Origin of the sequence: Candidatus Amarolinea aalborgensis, assembly GCF_900491745.1 — a bacterium.
Taxonomy (GTDB): Bacteria; Chloroflexota; Anaerolineae; order SSC4; family Amarolineaceae; genus Amarolinea; species Amarolinea aalborgensis.
In genome coordinates, this window is record NZ_UETR01000030.1 from 1 (window position 1) to 20670 (window position 20670).

The 20670-nt window shown below is 63.4% G+C and carries 11 protein-coding genes; 3 read left to right on the top strand and 8 right to left on the bottom strand.

The annotated features are described in order from the left end of the window. The 5 genes from ACPQ6D_RS19955 to ACPQ6D_RS19975 all read right to left on the bottom strand — a co-directional run. Positions 1-2908: FtsK/SpoIIIE family DNA translocase (locus tag ACPQ6D_RS19955; protein WP_423226113.1), on the bottom strand; the 2908-nt coding region annotated here is incomplete at its 3' end. Positions 2909-3030: 122 nt separating this feature from the next. Beyond that, on the bottom strand, positions 3031-4671 hold the full coding sequence (locus ACPQ6D_RS19960; protein ID WP_423226114.1) for a ribonuclease J: 1641 nt from the start codon (positions 4669-4671) through the stop codon (positions 3031-3033). 37 nt (positions 4672-4708) lie between these two features. Continuing rightward, complete coding sequence (locus ACPQ6D_RS19965) at positions 4709-5257, bottom strand: uracil-DNA glycosylase family protein (protein ID WP_423226115.1); 549 nt, start codon at positions 5255-5257, stop codon at positions 4709-4711. 14 nt (positions 5258-5271) lie between these two features. Then, positions 5272-6261, bottom strand: a complete 990-nt coding sequence (locus tag ACPQ6D_RS19970) for an SDR family oxidoreductase (RefSeq protein WP_423226116.1) — start codon at positions 6259-6261, stop codon at positions 5272-5274. A 10-nt stretch (positions 6262-6271) separates the two neighbouring features. Continuing rightward, positions 6272-7471, bottom strand: coding sequence for an aminotransferase class I/II-fold pyridoxal phosphate-dependent enzyme (locus ACPQ6D_RS19975; RefSeq protein WP_423226117.1), 1200 nt, complete (start codon positions 7469-7471; stop codon positions 6272-6274). Between the two features lie 313 nt (positions 7472-7784). Between ACPQ6D_RS19975 and ACPQ6D_RS19980 the strand changes: the two genes are divergently transcribed. Continuing rightward, complete coding sequence (locus ACPQ6D_RS19980) at positions 7785-8918, top strand: tetratricopeptide repeat protein (protein ID WP_423226118.1); 1134 nt, start codon at positions 7785-7787, stop codon at positions 8916-8918. A 79-nt stretch (positions 8919-8997) separates the two neighbouring features. Continuing rightward, positions 8998-10047: a calcium/proton exchanger gene (cax, locus tag ACPQ6D_RS19985; RefSeq protein ID WP_423226119.1), complete on the top strand. Its 1050-nt coding sequence runs from the start codon at positions 8998-9000 to the stop codon at positions 10045-10047. A gap of 12 nt (positions 10048-10059) precedes the next feature. Here cax and ACPQ6D_RS19990 read toward each other — a convergent pair whose 3' ends face one another. Next, a complete protein-coding gene (locus tag ACPQ6D_RS19990; RefSeq protein WP_423226120.1) occupies positions 10060-10698 on the bottom strand; it encodes a class II aldolase/adducin family protein in 639 nt (212 codons plus the stop codon). Between the two features lie 25 nt (positions 10699-10723). After that, positions 10724-11563, bottom strand: a complete 840-nt coding sequence (locus tag ACPQ6D_RS19995) for a phosphorylase family protein (protein WP_423226121.1) — start codon at positions 11561-11563, stop codon at positions 10724-10726. Between the two features lie 80 nt (positions 11564-11643). On the opposite strand from ACPQ6D_RS19995, the gene ACPQ6D_RS20000 reads away from it, so the two are divergent. Next, positions 11644-12813: an aminotransferase class V-fold PLP-dependent enzyme gene (locus ACPQ6D_RS20000; protein ID WP_423226122.1), complete on the top strand. Its 1170-nt coding sequence runs from the start codon at positions 11644-11646 to the stop codon at positions 12811-12813. 85 nt (positions 12814-12898) lie between these two features. Here the strand turns inward: ACPQ6D_RS20000 and ACPQ6D_RS20005 are convergent, their stop codons facing one another. After that, entirely contained in the window at positions 12899-20647 is a 7749-nt protein-coding gene (locus ACPQ6D_RS20005; RefSeq protein ID WP_423226123.1) for a LamG-like jellyroll fold domain-containing protein, read from the bottom strand. Between the last annotated feature and the right edge of the window lie 23 nt (positions 20648-20670).

Genomic DNA, 20670 nt, shown 5'->3' on the forward strand with positions numbered 1-20670 from the left:
CCGCCGGCGCGACCTCGCGGCCGTGCGAACCGCCAGGATCGGGGCCGACGATGCCTTCTTGCTCCATCAGCTCGATGAGGCGCGCGGCGCGGGTGTAGCCGATGCGCAGGCGGCGCTGCAAGAGGGACACGGAGGCGCGACCCGCTTCACGCACGACGTTGACCGCCTCGTCGAAGAGGGCGTCGCGGGCCGGTTGCGCGCCGGCCTGACCGGCGAACATCTCGTCGAAGAGCGGCGCCTGGATGACTGAGCCAGGCGGCGGCAGCGTGGTGGTCAGCAGCTCCTCTGCTTCTGGCGCGGCGGATGCCGGCGGCGATGCAGGATGCGGGCTGGCTCCAGCCTGACCCGGCGCGGCCGGTCGCGGCCAGTTGACGGTCGGCTGCGCGGAGGATGAGTAGCCGGGCGGGGGCGGCAGGCGCAGCGACGCGGGCGCGGATGGAGTCAGTGGACGGCTGGCGGGCGGTGGAGCCTCGAAGCCAGCCGGGCTGTGCCATACGTCAGCGGGAGCGGACGAGACCGCAGGCGTCTGCCCAATGGTGGGCGTGGATGCCGCCGCGCCGGTGCTGGCCGGCTGTTGACTCTGCCAGTGCTCCACCAGGTGATGCAGCTCGCGGTCCGCGACGAAGCAGCCCTGCAAACGCGCCAGGTTGGGCGAGGTCGGATCCATGAAGAGCATGTCGCCGCGGCCCAGCAGGCGTTCCGCGCCCGGTTGATCGAGGATGACGCGCGAGTCAATCTGACTGGTGACGGCAAAGGCGATGCGAGCCGGAAAATTGGCCTTGATGAGGCCGGTCACGACATCTACGCTGGGACGCTGCGTCGCCAAAATCAGGTGAATCCCCGTGGCGCGGGCCATCTGTGCCAGGCGACAGATGTAACGCTCGACTTCGTCTGGCGCGGCCATCATCAGATCGGCCAGCTCGTCAATGATGATGACGATGAAGGGCAGGATGGGCTGACCCTTGACCGCCAGCTTCTCGTTGAAGCTTTCGATGTTGCGCGCGCCGAGCTGGCTGAACATCTTGTAGCGGCGATCCATCTCGCGCGTGGCCCAGGCCAGGATCGGCACGACGCGGTCCACCTCGGTCACGACTGGCGCAATCAGGTGCGGAATTCCGTTATAGGTGGTCAATTCCACCATCTTGGGGTCCACCATCAGCAGGCGCAGGGTGTCGGGCGTATGATTGAAAAGCAGACTGGCGATGATCGTGTTGACGCAGACCGACTTGCCGGAACCGGTGGCGCCGGCAATGAGCAAATGCGGCATCTTTGCCAGGTCGCCGATGGCCGGCTGCCCGGAAACATCCTGCCCCAGGGGCAGTTTGAGCCGTGATTTGATGTTGAGATAGGCTTCCGACTCCATGACGCTGCGCAGTGTGACCAGCGCTGTCTGACGGTTCGGCACTTCCAGACCCACGATGGACCGCCCAGGCACGGGCGCTTCGATGCGAATGGGCGATGCTTCGAGCGCCAGCGCCAGATCGTTCGAGAGCGCTTGAATGCGGGCCACCTTGATCTTGACATCTTTCTCGACCGATTTGTCCAGCGTGGCTACGAGCATCTCAACGATCTGCGTTTCCACTTGATCAGGCGAAGGTTGTTCTTGACCCAACCGCGCCAGGCGCGTGCGCGCTTCTGTTTCCCACTGCAGACGCTCGCCGCGGGGCAGGCCGCGCAGACGCTGAACCGCCTCCTGCTGCAATTCGGTTTCGCTCTTGCGATAGCGCTTCTTGACAAAGTCTGGCCGCAGCCCAAACTGGGTGACGGCCGGGCCGCGATTGACCTCCACCACCGTCACCGGGACGCCGAACGCCCGCAGCGTATCTTCGATCAGCCGGGCGCGGCGCGCCAGGTCTTCTACACTAAGCTCCTGGTCTATGGCTTCATCCAGAACGTCTTCGATGAGCGGCAGCTGCCAGGAGGGGGTGGCGCCGCTGAAGGATGGGATCGCCGCGCCCCCGGGTCGCGACGCCGCGCTGCGGATGGCGGCGCCTGTTTGCACCGCGCCAGCGGCCGAGGCGGCTCCGCCGCGATAGACAGATGCACCGGCGACCGGCAGGCTGCCGATGACACGCGGCTCCAACACGTCGCCGTGGTCATCGCGGGCGGGTTGGCGCCAGGCGCCCAACCAGGTGCGAGCGCGCTGCCAGATCGAGGGCGGCTGCGGCTCTGCGTCCGCGATATCGGTGATGAATGGTGGATTGACGAGCAGCGGCTGCGTTCCTGCACCGAGGTCATCGGTTGACAGCGGCTCGCCGCGCAAATAGGCCAGGCCGCGGCGCGTGCGATCCAGCCCAACCAGGGTCAGCAACCCGACACCGGTCAGCAGCAGGATGATGAGAGCGGCGCCGACCGGGCCAATGCCGTTGATGAGCAGGTCGCTCAGGCTAAAACCGAGGCGGCCGCCGCCGCCGCCCTGTTCAGCCAGCAGTTCGGGATCCGCCGAATTCGCCAGTAGATGCGCCAGCACTTCGAAGACAAGGAAGAGCACCCCCAGGCCCACCAGGCGCGGCAGGGCCGGTGCACGATGGCTGGCGACGCGGCGTAGGAGCAGCCAGAGGCCCACGATGCCGAACAGCAGCGGCGTCAACCAGACGCCGACGCCGAAACCGCGCCGCAGGCTTTGAATCCAGCCTTCGGTCAAGGTGCCGCGCGGCGAAATCAGACTGAAGAAGGTGATGAGAGCCGCGGCCAACAAAATGACGCCGACGGTGTCGTTGCGCACCATGAATTCGAGGAAACGGTCCATCTGCTCACCCAGGTTGGGGCCGGACGGTTCCTGTTTGGACGGCCGGCTGCGCGTGCCCGCACCGCTGCGCGCCGCGCGCGGCTTACTCGAACCCGCCGCCTTGGCTTTACGGCCGTCCTTATGATTTCCACTGCTCTTCTTGCTTGCTGCCTTGGCCATCCCGTGTCACCCTAACTAGTTAGTGCAAAACACAAAGCGCAAAACGCCTGCCGCCCGCGCCGCCGCCTGAGCTGAACGCGATCTCTGATCTCCGGTCTCAGATCTCCAGTCTCCGCTCTCTCCTACACCTCAACCACCAATGGCAAAATCATCGGTCGGCGTCGCGTCTGCTGATACAGAAAATCGGCCAGCACTTCTTTGATGCGATTGGTAATCGTCCCGTGCGGCGCGCTGTGCGCCACCGCCGTCCACACGCGATCGCGCGCCTGGTTCAGCAGGTCCTCGCGGTCATTCACGCTGACAAAGCCCCGCGTGAGAATCTCCGGCGCCGCCACGACTTCGCCCTTGGAATCCACAGCGACAATCGCCACCACAAATCCGTCCTGCGACAGGTGATGGCGATCACGCAGCACCACTTCGCTGATCTCGCCCACCGTCATGCCATCCACCAGTACATGGCCTTCTGTCACGCGTTCGCCCACGGTGATCTGCTCGGCCTCCACCAGCAGCACCTGACCACTTTCGATGACCTGCACTTGTTCGGCCGTCATCCCCATTTCCAACGCCAGGCGTGCATGCAGGACCAGGTGCCGGTACTCCCCATGAATCGGCACAAAAAAGCGCGGCCGCGTCAAGCTAAACAGCAGCTTGTAGTCCTCTTGACTGCCATGGCCCGAGACGTGCACATCTCCCAGGTCGGAGTAGTGTACATCGGCGCCCAGGCGGAAGAGGTTGTTGATCGTTCGATTGACCAGCACCTCGTTGCCGGGGATGGGCGTGGCGGAGATGATCACCATGTCGCCGGGGCGAATCTTCAGATGGCGGTGCTCTTCCATCGCCATGCGCACCAGGGCGGAGGTCGGTTCGCCCTGGCTGCCGGTGCAGACCACGGCGACTTGATTGGCCGGCAGGTTGTTGATCTGGTCGGTGTTGAGCAAGTCCTCAGCCGTGGCATCGAGATAGCCGAGCTGCGACGCCATCTTGACGTTGCTCACCATGCTGCGCCCCACGGTGCCTACGCGGCGGTTGTAGCGCCGCGCCGTGGTAATCACCTGCTGCACACGCGAGATGTTGGACGCAAAAGTCGCCACGATCACGCGCCCCGTTGCCTGGCCGAACAGCCGATCAAAGGCGACGCCTACTTCCCGCTCGGACGGCGTAAAGCCCGGGCGTTCCGCGTTCGTCGAATCGCTCAGCAGCAGGAGCACGCCGCGATCGCCCAGTTCGCTCAGCTTGGCAAAATCGGTCAGCTTGCCATCTACGGGATGCGCGTCGAACTTATAGTCGGTCACATGCACCACCAGGCCAACCGGCGTGGTGATCGCCAAACCGACGGCGTCAGGAATGCTGTGACAGACATGGAAGAACTCCACCTTGAACGGCCCCAATTCCAGCACGTCTTTGGTGTCAATCGTGTGCATCTCCGTCCCCGTGATACGCGCTTCCTTGAGCTTGACCTCTACCAGGCCGCGCGTCAGGCGCGTGGCATAGACCGGCACCGGCAGATCTGGCAGGATATAGGGCAGCGCGCCGATGTGATCTTCGTGGCCGTGCGTCAAAATGATCGCGCGCACCCAGTCTTTGCGTTCGACCAGGTATTCAATGTCAGGAATGACCACATCCACGCCCAACATGTCGCTTTCGGGGAACATGAGCCCCGCATCAATGACCAGGATATCTTGATTGTATTCGAGGGCCAGCATGTTCTTGCCAATTTCGCCCACGCCGCCTAGCGGGATCACCCGCAGTATTTCGGATTCCACTCTCGTATCTCCATTTTCGATTTTCGATTCTCGATCTTCAATTTTTGATTAAGTCTGCCAGGCGCGCGACATCCACCTGGAAAGCCTGGCGCCATTCTGGACGGCGCAAGGCCGCCGCTGGATGCAGCAGAGGATATATCAGCCGGCCGCCTACGGACTGCGGTTGGCCGTGCACTCGCGAAATGGATGCCTGGGGCACAAAGCGCCCCAAGGAAAAGCGTCCCAACGTGATGATGATCTTCGGGTCAAGCAGCTCGATCTGCAAGTCCAGGTAGGTCTGGCTGCACATCAGAATTTCGTCAGGCAGCGGATCTCGATTGCCTGGGGGGCGACACTTCACCAGATTCGTGATGAAGACATCCTGGCGGCGCAAACCGATCGTCGCCAGCGTTTCCAGCATGAACTGACCAGAAGCGCCCACAAAAGGCCGGCCCTGCACATCTTCCTGTGCGCCCGGCCCCTCGCCAATCAACATGATGCGCGCGCTTTCCGGGCCTTCGCCGGGCACCGCGTGGGTTCGCCCCTGGCACAGGTCGCACAGGGTGCAGTTCAGGATGCGGCGAGCCACCGACTCCAATTCCGACATAAATCCTCTTCAGGTCAGTGCAAATATCCCTGGGCGCGCAGCCAGTCGAATGCCTCCTGAATGACCTGGCGCAGCGGGGTCTGGGGCAGGCCCAACTCACGGATGGCCTTCGACGGGTCGAAGTAAAACGGCTCGGCGCCCAGGCGGATCAAATCCGCGGTTACCGGCAGCGGCCACGGCGACACCCGATTCGCCAGGCCCACAAAGGCTGCCAGCGGCGTCACACTGGCGCGGGGCAAAACCAGGGTCGGCGCGGGCACACCGATCACGTCGCCGATCAAGCGCGCAAAGTCCGGTACGCTCAAGTTTTGGCCGCCCAGCAGGTAACGCTCGCCGCTTTGGCCGCGCGCCGCGGCGAGGAGGTGTCCGGCGGCCACGTCGGCTACGCCGATCGCATTGACTCCACCTGGCAGCACAAAGGGCAGCTGGCGCTTGTAGACGCCGACAATGAGGCTGACTGAGCCGAGGTTGACATCGCGCGGCCCCAGGATCACCGTGGGATTGACGATGACCGCGGATAAGCCCTGCGCCACATAGTCCTGGACGACCAACTCGGCCAAATGCTTGCTGTAGCCATAAGGAAAGCGATCGGGAGAGACGTTCCAGGTTTGCGACTCCGTGGCCGGGCGTCCGGCCGGTGGAATGCCCAGCGCGGCCGCCGATGAGGTGTGCACCACACGAGGTATGCCCGCGGCCAGCGCAGCCGCCATCACATGGCGCGTCCCCTCGACGTTCACCTGGAACATACGTTCGCGGCTGCTGCGCCAATAGTCGGCCACGCCCGCGGCATGGAAGACTACCTGGCAGCCCTCCATGGCCTTCTGCACCGAATCACGGTCGAGCACATCGCCCAGCGCAGATTCATAGGTCAGCCCTTCCAGCGCGGCCAGTTGGGAAGATGGGCGATGCAGCACGCGTACCTGCCAGCCGGCTTCTGCCAGCGCGACCGCCAGGTTTGCACCCACGAAACCAGTTGCGCCGGTTACCAGCGCCAATTTCGCCATCACAACCCGCCTAAATGAGTCCCATCTCCTTGCCCACATGGGCAAACGTCTCAATCACACGATCCAACTGGTCATTGTTGTGCGTTGCCATATAGCTGGTGCGCAGAAGCGACAAATTCGGCGGCACGGCGGGCGGCAAGACGGGATTGACAAAGACGCCGGCGTCGAACATCGCCTTCCACGTATGAATCGTTTTCATGTCATCGCCGATGATGACCGGCACGATGGGCGTTTGACTCTGACCCGTGTTGAAGCCGAGGCTGGCAAGCCCTTGACGGACGCGCGTGGCATTTTGAATCACGTGATGGCAGCGCTCCGGCTCCTCGCGTATGATTCGCAAGGCGGCCAACGCCGCGGCCGTGTTGGACGGGGGCATCGAGGCGCTGAAGATGAAGGGACGCGCGGCGTGCTTGATGTAGAAAATGACCTCTTCGTCGCCGGCGATGAAACCGCCGAGTGAGGCAAAGGCTTTGCTGAAGGTGCACATGATCAGGTCAACGCCCTGCGTCACCCCGAAATGGGCCGCGGTGCCGCGGCCGTCAGCCAGGATGCCGATGGAGTGGGCATCATCCACCATCAGGCGAGCGCCGTAACGCTGACAGACCGGAACATACTCAGGCAGCGGCGCGATATCGCCTCCCATGCTGAAGACGCCATCCACCACGACGAGCTTGCCGCGATCCGCGGGGAGACTGGCCAGCACACGCGCCAGGTCGCGCGGGTCGTTATGCTTGAAGCGTTTCATCTCGCCCAAGGCCAGACGGCAGCCATCCACGATGCTGGCATGATCATCGCGGTCAACCACCACATAATCGTCGCGGCCAACCAGCGCGGAGATGGTGCCCAAGTTAACCTGAAAACCGGTGCTGAAGACCAGGGCTGCTTCTTTGCCCACGAATTCGGCCAGTTCGCGCTCCAGTTGCTCGTGCATATCCAGGCTGCCGTTGAGGAAGCGCGAGCCCGTGCAGCTCGTGCCAAAACGTCTTGTCGCTTCCAGCGATGCTTCCTTCACGCGCGGATCGGTCGTCAGGCCCAGGTAATTATTCGAGCCAGCCATAATCAACCGATGACCATGATACTCGACTTCGGTCCCATCATTTTCTGAAAGCGGCAAGAAATAGGGGTAGTAACCCTGCGCCATCGCCTGGCGAGCCTCTACAAAGGCGCCTGCACATTTGGCGAAAATGTCCTTGCCTTGTCGTTCAACCACGGACTTATCTTGTTCAGCAACGGCCTCGTTGCTGCGTATAGGTTCAGATACAATGGCTACCCTCGACATGCTTTCCTCCAGTCGGCGATAAATTGGCAAAAGGGGCAAAAGTTCCAGACGGGCAGATTATACCACGAAGTACCCGCTTCAACAATAGATGGCTGCAATCTGGCAGCCAGAGGGCCAAGATAGTGTTTTCAGTCAACCGTGTGGTATAATCGCCCTGCGGCTGCCGGCCAACGCCTGACGTCAGTCAAGAACAATCGTTGAGTTATAGATCAGATGACCGTTCTACCATCTGCGTTTGTCACCTATGTACATTGATCGCCGACGGCGCAAGCGCCGTTCGCCGTTACTTTTCCTGGTTGGTCTGCTTCTCCTGGTCGGCGCGGCCTACGCCATCAATCAGCAGGCCAGCTTGATCGAGCTGCGCAATCCGCTGCTGCCGCGCGAGCCGACTCCCACACCGACCCGCAGCGCCCTGTCTTACCTGGCGGACGCTGAATCGCTGTATGCCAACGGGCAAATTGTGGAAGCCAGCGCTGCCTACGCCGCGGTGGCGGCGTTGGAACCAGACAACGACGAGGCGCTGCGCTGGCAGGCGAAGCTGGAAGCCCTGCGCGGCCATGCGACCAAGGCCGTCGTTCTGGCTCAAAAAGCCGTTGACCTGAACCCACAGAGCGCCCAGAACCTGGCTGTGCTGAGCATGGCGCAAGACTGGAATAAGCAGTACGATGAAGCGCTGCAAACGGCCCTGGAGGCGTTGGACAACGACCCCAATTTGGCTGAAGCCCATGCGTACCTGGCTGAGATCTACATTGACAAGGGCATTTGGGCGTTGGCGTTGGAGGCCGCACAGACGGCTGTCAAACTCGACGAGAAGAGCATCGAAGGTTGGCGCAACCTGGGCTACGTCCTCGACCAACAGGGCCGACGCGATGAAGCCCTCACTGCGTACCAGAAGGCGATTGATCTACATCCCAAGCTCGGTTATCTCTACGTAGGCAAGGGCTGGGTTTACCTGGCTTTGAGCGATTACGAAAAGGCGCTGCCCGAGTTTCAACGTGCAGTGAACGTCAATCCCAAAAGCGCGGATGGCTATGATGCGCTGGGCTGGGGGCATATCCTGGCCGGCGCGCCGGACCGCGCGGTGATCTCCCTGGAGCGGGCGCTGCAAGTGGATCCAGAGTATGCGCCGGCCTATGGACATCTGGCGGTAGCCTACTATTTGCGACGTAACTACGAGAAAGCGGTTGAATACTTTGAGCGCGCCATCGCGCTGAACCAGGCGACGACGGAGTATTATTACGAATTGGGCCTGTCCTATTTGTACAAAGAACCAGAAGACTGCCCGAGCGCGGTCTCCTGGCTCCGAAAGGCCCTGGAAATCAACCCCGATATTCCGCAGGCGCGCCAGGGGTTGGATTACTGTGCGCGCAAGAAATAAGCTGATACGTTGGACTGTTCAAACGCCGGCCAGGCCGGCTGAATAGACCACACAGAAAAGTCGGGAGAAGGATGCCGCCATGAAGTATTTGAGCGTCTTGCTTGTGTTCGTGCCCCTGGCCATTCTGGGGGCGCTGCTGCATTGGAGCCCGTTGCTGGTTTTTGCTGTATCGGCCCTGGGCGTCGTCCCCTTGGCCGGGCTGTTGGGCGAGGCCACGGAGCACCTGGTGGTGCACACCGGCCCCCGCGTGGGCGGATTGCTCAATGCCACCCTGGGCAATGCGGCTGAGCTGATCATCACCATCTTCGCCCTACGCGCCGGGCTGTTCGACCTGGTCAAGGCTTCGATCACCGGTTCGATTATTGGCAACATGCTGCTGATTATGGGCTTCAGCATGGTCGTGGGCGGGCTGAAGCACGGACGGCAGCACTTCAACCGCAGCCTGGCTGGGGTCAACGCCACGCAGCTCCTGCTGGCGACGGCCGCGCTGGCAATTCCCTCGCTCTTTTCCTTCAGCACCGATCGCGCCCATCCTCTCTCAGTGGACGCGCTCAGTCTGTGGGTTGCCGTCGTCATGATCGTGATCTACCTGTTTGGCATTCTCTTCAGCTTCCGGCAGGAGGATGACAGCAAAGATCATCAAAGCCACAGCCAACACAGCGGCCCCGTGTGGAGTGTGCGCAAATCGCTGACGGTGCTCGCCGTGTCCACCGTCTTCATCGCCTGGCTGAGCGAAATTCTGGTCGGCGCCGTGGAGCCAACCGTGGCGGCCCTGGGCGTGTCCGAATTCTTCCTCGGCATCATCGTCATCCCGTTGGTGGGCAACATTGCCGAGCATCTGGTCGCCGTGCAGGTGGCGCTCAAGAACAAGATGGACCTGAGCCTGGGCATCTCCATTGGCTCCAGTCTGCAGATTGCCCTGTTCGTGGCCCCACTTCTGGTCTTCATCAGCCTGCTCTTCGGCCGCGAGTTGACCCTGGTTTTCAATCCGTTTGAGATTATTGCGTTATTTGCGGCGGCTCTGATTGCGGCTTTCGTGTCGCTCGATGGTGAATCGAACTGGCTGGAAGGCGCGCAACTGCTGGCCCTCTACGCCATCGTCGCCCTGGCCTTTTTCTTCTTGCCCTGAGCAGATTGCGGGTTAGTGGTTGAGCGCGTAGCGGATCGCTTGCAGGCCCTCGCGCGCCTCACGGCTGAGCGTGTGTATCGGACGCGCCGTGCTGTGCGCCAAGAGCAGGATGTGGGCCGCCTCCTCGACTAAAGCGGTGCGCAGCAGGGCTTGCTCCACACGGCGACCGACGGTCAGAAGGCCATGATTTTGCAGCAGAACGGCAGGCGCCTGCGTCAGCGCAGCCGCAACGGCCGCACCCAAAGCCGGGCTGCCTGGCGGCAAACAGGGCACGAGGGGGGCGCGTTCACCCACATGCACGAAGAAATCGGGCGTCAGCGCCGGCGCCTCCAGCCCCACGACGCCGCAGGCAATGGCGTGGCGCGGATGGGTATGAATGACCGCGACAATCTCGGCGTCGCCGCGATACGCAGCCAGGTGTATCGGCAGTTCGGACGAAGGCGTCCCTCCCTCCAGAACCAGGCCAGTCGCTGCGTCCACAGCGACAAAGGAAGTCAATTCCAGACCGTCGAGCGCCGCGCCGCGGGCGGTGATGTACACGACCTCCGCCACGCGTGCGCTTATATTGCCGCCGCGGCCCATGACCCAACCAGCCGTCACCAGGGTGCGGCCAGCCGCGATCAGTTCAGTTCCCAGTTCGTCAGGTATCATCGCGTCCTCGCGTCTGCATGGTGGGTCAAAACCAGGTTTTCCAGTCATCGCCCAGCGCGCCGCGGCTGCGTGACCCGGCCTGACTCTGGCCGCATGCGCAGGTGCGCGGGCCTTGCAGGGCCGCGGCGATGCCCGGCAGCGCCTCCAGCACACGGCGCAAGGCCAGCCGGAATTCGCCGCTGTGCTCACCGCTGAGCGATGGCTCTGCGGCCGCCTGACCATCGTCCGGCAGACGATCGGCGCCCGGCTCCACCACGCTGGTCAACCCGACGAAGCAAAGCTCCAGCTCTTTGGCCAGGATGACTTCTGGCACGAGATTCAATCCGAGCACATCGCTGCCCCAGGCGCGAAGGAGGCGCGCCTCGGCCGCGGTTTCGCGGCGCGGGCCGTCGAAGCCGAGATACACACCCAGCGGGGCGGCGTCCGGCAGCGCGTGCAAGAGCGCCTGGCGACACTGCGGGCAGAAGGCCGGCATCTGCGGCAGGTAGCCCAGGCCGCGGCGTTCAAAGAAGGTGGTGGGTTGGTGTCGCGTCCAGTCAATGAAATCGTCTGGCACGAGCAGGCTGCCCCGGTGCAGCAGCGGGTTGAGGCCAATGACTGCATCCCATCCAATGATGCGCGTGATGCCCAGGTCTTTGGCGGCCCACAGCGTTGCGCGGGGATCGGTGCGGTCGGGCAAGCCGGAGTAGGGCAGCACCAGGACCTGGTCACGACGTGCAAAGGGGCCGGCTGGGCCGTAGGGCGTCTGCAAGGTGAACTCCTGGCGCACACCCCCCAGGCTATCCAGGGCAGGCGGCGGCAGGATGACGCCAATCAGAAGAAGAATGTCGCTCATGTGACGGATGATAACACGTTTGCCAAGCAAGAGCAACTCATCGTGCTTGGCGGCGCCGCGGCTTCATGCTATACTGCCGGACGCATTTGTTTTGTGAAAAGGATCGCACCATGAACTTGAAATCGCTCTTCCTCCTGCGCCCGGACATGACATTTCTCAATCACGGCTCCTTTGGCGCATGCCCACGGCCGGTGTTCGAAACCTATCAGGCCTGGCAGCGCGAGTTGGAATTGCAGCCCGTAGAATTTCTGGGACGGCGTTTCAACGACCTGATGGCCCAGGCCCGCAGCCGGCTGGCTGCGTATCTCGGCGCAGGCGCGGACGACATTGTTTTTGTGCCCAATGCCACCACCGGGGTCAACATCGTGGCGCACAGCCTGGCCCTGCGCCCTGGCGACGAGGTGCTGGCGACCGATCATGAGTACGGCGCGACGGACCGCGCCTGGCGCCTGTTGTGCCGCAAACAAGGCGCGGTGTACATCAATCAGCCCATCCCGCTGCCGGTAACGACGCCGGAAGCCGTCCTGGAACAGTTGTGGGCTGGCGTGACGCCGCGCACACGCGTGATCTTCCTCAGCCATATCACGTCGCCCACCGCATTGACCTGGCCGGTCAAAGCGATCTGCCAGCGGGCGCGCGCCGCCGGCATCCTGACGGTGGTGGATGGTGCGCACGCGCCGGGCCAGATTCCGTTAGACCTGCTGGACTTGGGCGCGGACTTCTACACGGGCAACTGCCACAAGTGGCTGTGTGCGCCCAAAGGCGCGGGCTTTCTGTTTGCCCGGCCCGACGTCCAGCATCTGATCGAGCCGCTGATCATCAGTTGGGGATGGGAAAGCGAGAAGCCAGGCTCATCACGCTTTGTTGATTACCTGGAATGGACCGGCACACACGATATTGCCGCCTATCTGTCGGCGCCAGCCGCGATTGACTTCCAGGCCGCGCACGATTGGGAGCGTGTGCGCCGGGCCTGCCGTCCGCTGGTCAGCCAGGCGCGACAGCAAATCAACGCGCTGACCGGCCAGGCGCCGATCTGCCCAGATGACGATGTCTGGTTTCGGCAGATGGCAACCATGCGCCTGCCTGCGTGTGACACCGAAGTTCTCAAGGAGAGGCTGTGGAACGAGCGGCGCATCGAGGCGCCGATCATCACCTGGAACCGGGAGCCATTCGTGCGTGTGTCGGTGCAGGGCTACAACGACGAAGCCGACATCGAACGCCTGGTCGCGGCGCTGGCCGCGCTTCTGCCGGCGGTGCAAGCGCCCGCCCCGAATGGCTAAATGAAAACCGCCCTTCAGGAAGAGCTGCCGTGCAGGCTGAGCGCCTGCCTGACCGCTCTTCCTGAAATCCTGACCACCCGCGGCGCTAGGCCTTCCTGGTCAACAGTTGATCCAGCTTCTCGTTGATCTCCCTTTGCAGGGTTGACACCTTGCCCTGCAAATCTGTGAGCTGATCACGCAGGGCCCGAATGTCGTCCGCCGCTTCGTCCCTCTTGACCACGCGGCGGCCAAAGCCCATCAGCGCCGGACGCTCGACATAAGTCACGCGATGGAGCACCCGCCAGACCTTGTTGGGCCGCGCGCTTTGCGCCTGCCGCAGCGCGCGCGCTTCTTCATCGTTGCTGGCCAGCCATTCGGGGTCTATGACGTAGTTGAAAAAGTCGTGCCAGTGGTTGGCGCTGTTTTCCAGGAAGAAGCTCATGAAGCGGTAGCGGTCCACCTTCTCGCCCGGGTGGATCGGGAAGTCGCGGTAATCGGTGATGCCGCGGCTCTCCACCCCGCTCAGATCTATGTGCAGCTCCATCCCCTTGCTGCTGCGTTCGGTCTTGTGCATGGTCTGCGTCATGTTGACGCTGGCCATGCCGGTGAGGCCGACAGCGACGCCGCTGACGGCAAACGCGCCTTCGCCGCCGATGCCAAAGCCGAAGTCGAACGATCCGCCGATGGAATGTTCGACCGTGCTGGCGAACTGCTGCTCCTCCGCGTGGAAGCCGCCGTCCCCATCCCAGACGTAGGTGTTGACGATGTTGCGCTTGCCGGCGCGCACCTGGAGGTTCTGCATCTTGATCTGCCAGCTCGCGAAGCTGTCCGACGCGTTGGCGCGGGCCGACAGGTCCGTGTGCGCCTTCGCGATATCGGCCTGGCGTTGCTCCCCGGCCTCGGTGCGTCCCGCCTGCTCTTTTTCGCGCTTCTGCTGCTTCAGGTCGTCCAGTTCTTTCTGTTTCTTGGCGATTTCGGCCTGGTTGGCCGGGATCTGCCGCTGCAGCGCGGTCAGCTCGCCTTCCGCGTCCTCGATCTTCTTGTCCAGCTCGCGCATCTCCTGTTCGACGCGGCTGTCATTGCGATCCTGGCTGCGCACGCCCACCACGTCCTCGGTAGACGTTGCGCCGCCCACCTGCCGGTCCAGCGAGCTCTCGTCCACCAGTCCGGCATTGAACTGGTTGAAGTAAGCCTGGTGCAGCTTGTCCTGCTCATCAATCTGCGCCTTGAGATCGTAGGCTTCCTTCAGGCGGAAGTAGCTGGCGGGATAGAGCGAGCCGTACTGGCTGCGCATCTCCGGCACGTGCCGGAAGAAACGGTCGGTAGTGGCGTGGCTGCCGGTCAGCCCATCCAGGCTGCCGGCCATCGTGTAAGCCGGGTTGATCAGGAACGTGATGGTGTTGACGTCGAGCGGCACGCCTTCCACGGGCAAGACCTGGTAGCCGATCATGCGCCCGCTGCGGCGCAGCTTGCTCACAAACACGTCGGCCAGCCCGCTGACCACCAGCGCGTAGCCGATGTTCTTGGGGATGAAGCGCTGGCCCAGGTGCGGAAAGCGCGCCTCGGCCTCCTGCATGCCGCGCAGTTCCAGACGGTCGCTGCTCATCAGGCTGTGGCTGGCGCCAACCGTGCTGGCGTTCTGCCAGTGGTAGGCAAAGTTGGTCGCCACGTTCATACCGGCCCGCGTGCTCAACAGCTCCGTCTCGACCCCGATGCCGGCGCTCACCTTGGCATCCACGCCGACGAACAGCGAGGCCTCTGCGCCCAGGCTGACATCCTGTTCGCGCGTCCAGCTGTACTCCACATCGCTCGACTGAATCAACTCCACGGTGGTCGCGCCGTTGTAGTCCTGTTCCTCGGTCAGGTTTTCGCTGGGCAGCGGCGGCGCGCCTTCGATGTAGCCGATCAGCGTCGGCTTGATCTGGGCGTTGCCAATCCACTGCATCTCCAGCTCTTCGATGCGCTGTTCGTCCAGCAGCCGCAGCCCGCCCAGGGTGGGCAGCGCCAGGCCGCGCAGCATCATCACCGACTTGCGCCGTTGGGCATCCACGCGCACGCGACTGTACTCAGCGCAGATGACCGCGGCCTCGAAGCTGCCGTGCATCAGTCCCTTCACTTCCTGGCCGCTCAGCGCGTAGGTGTAGAGCCGCACCGCCTCCATTTCGCCCTGGAACAGCGGGTTGCCCCAACTGCCCTTGCCCAGGTAGTTGTAGACGCGCGCCACGCGCTCGGGCAGTTCCATCTTGCCCGCGGCGACCTCGACGCCGTCCACATAAACATGCCCTTGCCCATCCTTCTCGATGACGGCGGCCACATGCACCCATTGCCCCTGCGGCAGGTCCGTTGACGCTTCCAGGGTCGAGACAACGCCGCCGCCCCGGTGGACTTGAAAGATGAGACGTCGGCTGTCCTCCTTGTTCGCCAGCAGGATTGTTTTTGCAGTCGTGGCGTCGCACAGATCAATGATCCGCGACCAGGTGCGGAACTGATCGAAGCGCACGCGCGCTTCGATGGAGATGCCGTCGCTGAAGTCTGGGGTCATCTCCGGCAGCGTGATGGCGTTGGTTCCATCGAATGATGCGCGTGGGCCGAGCAGCACGAGAGGGAAGCGCTGCAGCCGGCCGATCGGCGCGGTGCAGGGCGCCCAGGCGCCGCCGGCGATACTGAAGGCTTGGCCGCGCCCGGTGTGGTCACGCGCCAGGTCGCCCTGCGCTTCGTTGAGCGGGTAATAGGCGCTCAGCCCCGGCTCTGCGCCGCTGAGTGTGAGCACGCTGTTGGCTTCGATCTCCCGCTCGCCCAGCGCCACGTTCCAGATGCGCAGCTCGCACAGCTGCCCATGCCAGTTGGGGCGCTGGTTTGGGAAGCCGCCCAGCGCCGCCTGGCTGATGCTGCTCAGCGATTGCTGACGTGGGCCGCCATCTTTGGCCTTGGGATCGTTCTTCGCCCACAGCTTGCCGTCCACGTAGATGCGCATCTCGCCCGCGCTGCCATCCTTGACAAAAGCCCAGTGCGTCCAGCGCCCGCGGTAGAGGCTGGCGTCGGCGAGTTGGGCCAGAGTGTCAATGGCGCCGTTGGCCGGCTTCTGGCCCGCTTCCCAGACCACCTCGCCCTTCTCGTTGGGCAGTTGGATGCACAGGCGCCGGTTGCCGCCGCTGTCCAGCGCGCCCAGCAGGGCGTTGACTTTCGGCAGATCGCTGCCGCCCTTGGCCCAGAACTCAATCGTGACCTGGTTGCTCAGGTCGGCAAAGACGGTCGCGGGCAACGGCAGGGCTGGGCCGCGCCCATCCAGCGCCAGGGCGGCGCGGTAGCCATCGGGCAGCCACTCCTCGCCCTTGCCATCAGCGTCGTAGGCGGCGTCGTAATGGGTCTGTCGCAGATTGCCGCCGCCATCTTGATAGCTGAGGGTGACGCGGCCGGCGCAGCTTTCCATCGCATGCAGGCGGGTGGCAGACACAGCGAAGGGCAGCAGCGCGCCCTGCACCTGCAGGCCGCTTGGGTCTTTCTGATCGGGCAAGTCGGGCATGGACTGGGCAGTGCTGTTGGCTTTGGCGATCAACTCGAGATAGCTGGTCGTCAATTCGGCCATACGCTGGCGAACCGCGGCGAGCTGGCGGTTGATCTCATCCAATTCAGCCTGCCACTGCTGGCGCTGGCTGTCGCTGCTGCCAAGCGCCTGGTTCAGGCGGGCAAGTTCCGCCTGGGCGGCAGAGAGCTCGTAGTTCGCGCTGTTCAGGGCGTTTCTGGTCCGGTTGATCTCCGCTACGCTGTAATAGGCCAGTTGCGGCGCAATACGGTTCCCATACTGGCGGATCTGCAACCCGGAAATAACCTGGTCCGCGCCAACCGTCACCGGGTGTAGGTCAATGAAATCGTTCTGCTCGCTGCGGCGCGAGCGAAAGAAACCGGCATCCGCATCGTTCAGCACCCATTCGTCTCCCCCGCCCCAGGGATAGCTGCAGCGGATCTTGATGGCGCTGCGGTTCCCCTTCTTGTAGAACTGCACGCCGGTCACCACTTTGTCCTTGGGACACTTGACCGGCGCAGTGTCAATCCAGTCCTGGTGCTCGGCCGCATTGCCCGCATTGCCGTACAGATCCTCGTTCACCACCCATTCTTCACCGGAGCCGTCTGGATTGGCGCAGCGGATTTTGACGGCCAGCCGGGCGCTCAGATTGTAGAACTGCACGCCCGTCACCCGCTTCCCAGCGGGCGCGAGAATCTCCGCCGTATGGATGTGCCAGTCGATGTGGGTGGCATCGTTGCCCTCGCCCCACAGGTCGGTCTTCACTTCGCCCTCAGGGGGCGCGGCTATCGCTGCATCGTATTCACGCTGGCGGGCGTCGCGCGCCCAGGTCAGCGACTGCACAAGGTTTTGATAGTCGTTGCGGCGTCGTTCGGTCTCGTTGCGATTGGCGATGTCGCCCAGCAGCCGCTCCAGCTCCTTCTGGCGGGTGACGAGCGGCGCTTCTTCTCTTTCCTTGCTGTCGAGTTCGCGCAGCAGCTCGGCGGGTTGGGCAGGGTTGGTCAACGAGCTTGCCAGCGCAGGCAGTTTGGCCGGTTCGACGAGCGCGCGCTTCGTCACCGTGTCGGAAACCAACTTAAGCGCATGTCGGCGCACCTCCAGCGTGCTCCAGTCGCCTGTCACGCTCGCCACCTCGAAGCAGCGCAGCAGACGCACGCCTTCGGGGACGATGAAGCGGCAGGCGGCGCGCTGCCAGCCGTCGCCGACATCCTCGAACAGGAACTTCTCCTGCATGGGCGCGAAGCTCAGCTTCTGCGCTGCGCTGCGGCTCAGCCGTCCCCACAGCGACGGCGCGAAGATGACGCCCTTCTTGCCATCCGCATTCATGGGATCAACCGGCTTGTCGGTGCGGAACTCGAAGCTCTCGATGTAGATCGCGCCCTCGCGCACGGCGAAGAGATCGTCGTTGCTAAACTTGACCGCGTCGGTCTTGCCGTCGCGCAGGGTGCGGCCCAGGGTGACGCCGCCAGCATAAGGCGCGCCCTGCACCACGCCGTGATTGGCGTTGACCGAAAAGTCGAAAACGCGCTGGCTGCCATCCTCCTCCAGGGCGATGCCGCCCAACCGCCAGTAACCCGCCAGCCCGACCTCGCGGCCGGTCAACTGCAGGTGCATGGCGTCGGCAATTTCCTTGTCGCTCCGCCCGATGGTCCAAAGCCGCGCATCCGCCAACTGCCCTTGCAGCAGGTCGGCCGGCTGCACCTTGCCCGCTTTGATCTGCGGCGCGGCAGCCAGGCTGAGGGCGCTGACGCTGAGGCTGAAACTGGGTTTGCGCTGATTGCCCTTGCCTTGCAGCGCATCCAACGCGGCCTGCATCTCTACGGCCAGCGCCCGCCCTACGGCTTCCAGCCGCCACTGCTGCCAGTGGGCGTTGACCATATCCGCCGGCCAGGGGTTGCCCACAAGGAAGCCGCCGAGATAACCGTCTAGCACCTTGCCGTCGGTCTTGGTGTGGAAGGTGTAGAAATTGTTGGCGTTGGCCTCCAACGTCCACTTCTGGCTGTCGGCGCTGCGCCATTCTGTCTGCTGGACAGGACGATCGGCCATCACATATTCCAGCACCCGGTTGGTCGCCTTGTTGCGAATGGCAAAAGAACCATCGCCCTGCGGCTCCAAACGCCAGAGCTGCTCGGCGCGGTGATCAACCTGGTCCCGGCTCAAACTGGTCTCCAACCCGGCGGTCACGACTTTTTCATCGGCGCGCAGCACCATGCGGAACCAGTAGTTGGCGGGGTGCTTTGGGTTGGCGGCATAGGCAGCCTGCAGCTCGGCGGCTTCTTTCTCCAGCTGTTTCACCAGCGCATCTTGACCGCTCCTGGCTTTGCGGTTCAGCTCCTCGACTGTGACCGTGGCCGTAACCGCGCCGTTTTCCAGCAGATGCAGTTCCTTGCCGTCGAAGGTGCACGCCACATGCACCCATTCGCGCAGCGGCGCCGGCGCCGCGGATTCGATCCGCAGCGCGCTGGTCCGCCCCAGCACTGGGCGGGTGATGGCCACGGTGAACTTGCCGCTGCGCAGCGCCAAGGTCGCGGTGGCTGCGGCCTGGCTTGCCACTGTGCCCGGTTTGCTCTCCACCTGGGTGGCCAGCACCGTCTGATCGGCGTCGCTGTTCAGTTTGACCCAGGCCTCCACCGTGAAGCCGGCGCTGAGGTTGATCGGCTGCGAAAAAGGCGCGCTGATCCAATCGCGCTTGCCGTCCAGCGCCAGGCCGCGGCGCTTGCGCGACTCCAGCTTGATGTTGACCGCCTCACCGCCAGCCCAGGGTCGCTCGATCGTGAAACTGCCTTCGTCGTGCTGGAGCACCGGGTATTCGCCGCTGTAATCGCCATCGCCCATGATCTGCACCAGGTCGCCGGCCGCCAGACCGTGGTTGACCGCGTGAACTCTGAGCTTGCCGTCGTCGGCTTTTTCATACCCTGTCAGCATACCGTCGAAGATCAGCCCACTCTCTTCTTCCTCCACCTTCTCCCAGTCGCCCAGCTCGCCATACTTGAAGGGCGCTTCGATGATAAAACTGCCGTCGGCGGCCTTTACCACCTGGTAGAGACCGTTATAGCTCGTGGTGTTGCTCAGCTTGACCGTGTCGCCGCTCTTGAGCCGGCTCACCGCTTGCTTGTCATCCGCGCTCACCTGCACGCGCACCCGGTCGGCGCTGTCGTCGTCGTCGGAGCGGCGCATGCCGGTGATCACACCAGCCGGCGCGGCCGTGCTGTCGCCCACGGCGCGAATGTTGTCGAGCAGGTTGAGCGGCAGCAAGATCTCGCGCTCCTGGCTGCGCAGCAGCTGGTCCTTACTGTCGGCGGCAATCTGCGCCAGGCGGCCGTCCGCGCCAATCGCAAAGCTGAGGGTCGCCGTGCCCGCGGCCGTGGGCACAGCCAGCAGCACCTTGCTGGCGTCGCGCATCAGCTGCGGCCCATTCTGGGTCTGCTGCTCCCGCTGCACGTCATAGGTGATAGCCGCCAGCCCGTTGGAGGCGGCTAACGGCGCGCCAGCGCTGTCCTGCAGCTCCAGCTGGCGGTGGATGAGGCCGGGGATGCTTTCATACTGCACCTGGTCGGTGATGGGGTCTATCGTGCGAAACCAATAGTCTTGCAGGTCGAAGAGCTGGTCGCTGCCCGCGCGCAGCGTCACCAGATCAACCTTGCCGCTGCTGCGGTTGTGGGCGAAGATGTGCCAGCGGTAATTCTCTTGTTCATTGGTCGGGGTGACAACCACGCCGAACCAGCCGTTCTGCAGTTGGCTGAGCAGCTCGGGGCAAAGCTCCGTCGTCGGCTCGGTGAAAGGCCGATTCTGCATGTCGCGGAAGTCCAGCGAATCGAGCGATTCCATCTGGCCGCCGCTGTTGATCTTCATGGCTTTGAGCGGGGCGTACCGTTGGCGGCTGCGTTTGAAGCGCACTTCCAGCTTGGGGGTCAGCGTATTGGTCATACCGTCCAGCACGAAACGATCCACCAGCAGCGTGCTGCGCGTGGATTGGCGGAAGAGATAGAGATGGCCGTCGTGCGAGACAAGCTGCGCCGGCGCGTCGGCGGTCAACGCGGCGCTGTCGTAGATCGAGCGCAGCAGGTATTGGCCCTGTTTGTCGGTCAATTCGGCCTGCTCCTTGGCCGCAACCGACGCGTCGCCCACGCGATCATTGGGCAATTCCAGCGGCTTGAACGCCTCCCAGCCGCTGCCGTTGAGGTTCTGCAGCGCGCTGTCTTCGAAGCCGTCCTGCTTGACGGTATAGTAGAGCGCGGCAGCGCCATTTTCAACCACTGTGGCCACAATCAACACTTTGCCCTCGTGCGTGACGGTGTTGATATGCCTGGTCCTTGACTGTGTGAGTAGCATTCGTCCTGCCTTGTATTGAATCG

Bases quoted from the DNA above. Each gene is read 5' to 3' on its own strand.
- ACPQ6D_RS19970 (WP_423226116.1), bottom strand. From the start codon at position 6,261: ATGGCGAAATTGGCGCTGGTAACCGGCGCAACTGGTTTCGTGGGTGCA.
- ACPQ6D_RS20005 (WP_423226123.1), bottom strand. From the start codon at position 20,647: ATGCTACTCACACAGTCAAGGACCAGGCATATCAACACCGTCACGCAC.
- ACPQ6D_RS20000 (WP_423226122.1), top strand. From the start codon at position 11,644: ATGAACTTGAAATCGCTCTTCCTCCTGCGCCCGGACATGACATTTCTC.
- ACPQ6D_RS19980 (WP_423226118.1), top strand. From the start codon at position 7,785: ATGTACATTGATCGCCGACGGCGCAAGCGCCGTTCGCCGTTACTTTTC.
- cax (WP_423226119.1), top strand. From the start codon at position 8,998: ATGAAGTATTTGAGCGTCTTGCTTGTGTTCGTGCCCCTGGCCATTCTG.
- ACPQ6D_RS19990 (WP_423226120.1), bottom strand. From the start codon at position 10,698: ATGATACCTGACGAACTGGGAACTGAACTGATCGCGGCTGGCCGCACC.
- ACPQ6D_RS19965 (WP_423226115.1), bottom strand. From the start codon at position 5,257: ATGTCGGAATTGGAGTCGGTGGCTCGCCGCATCCTGAACTGCACCCTG.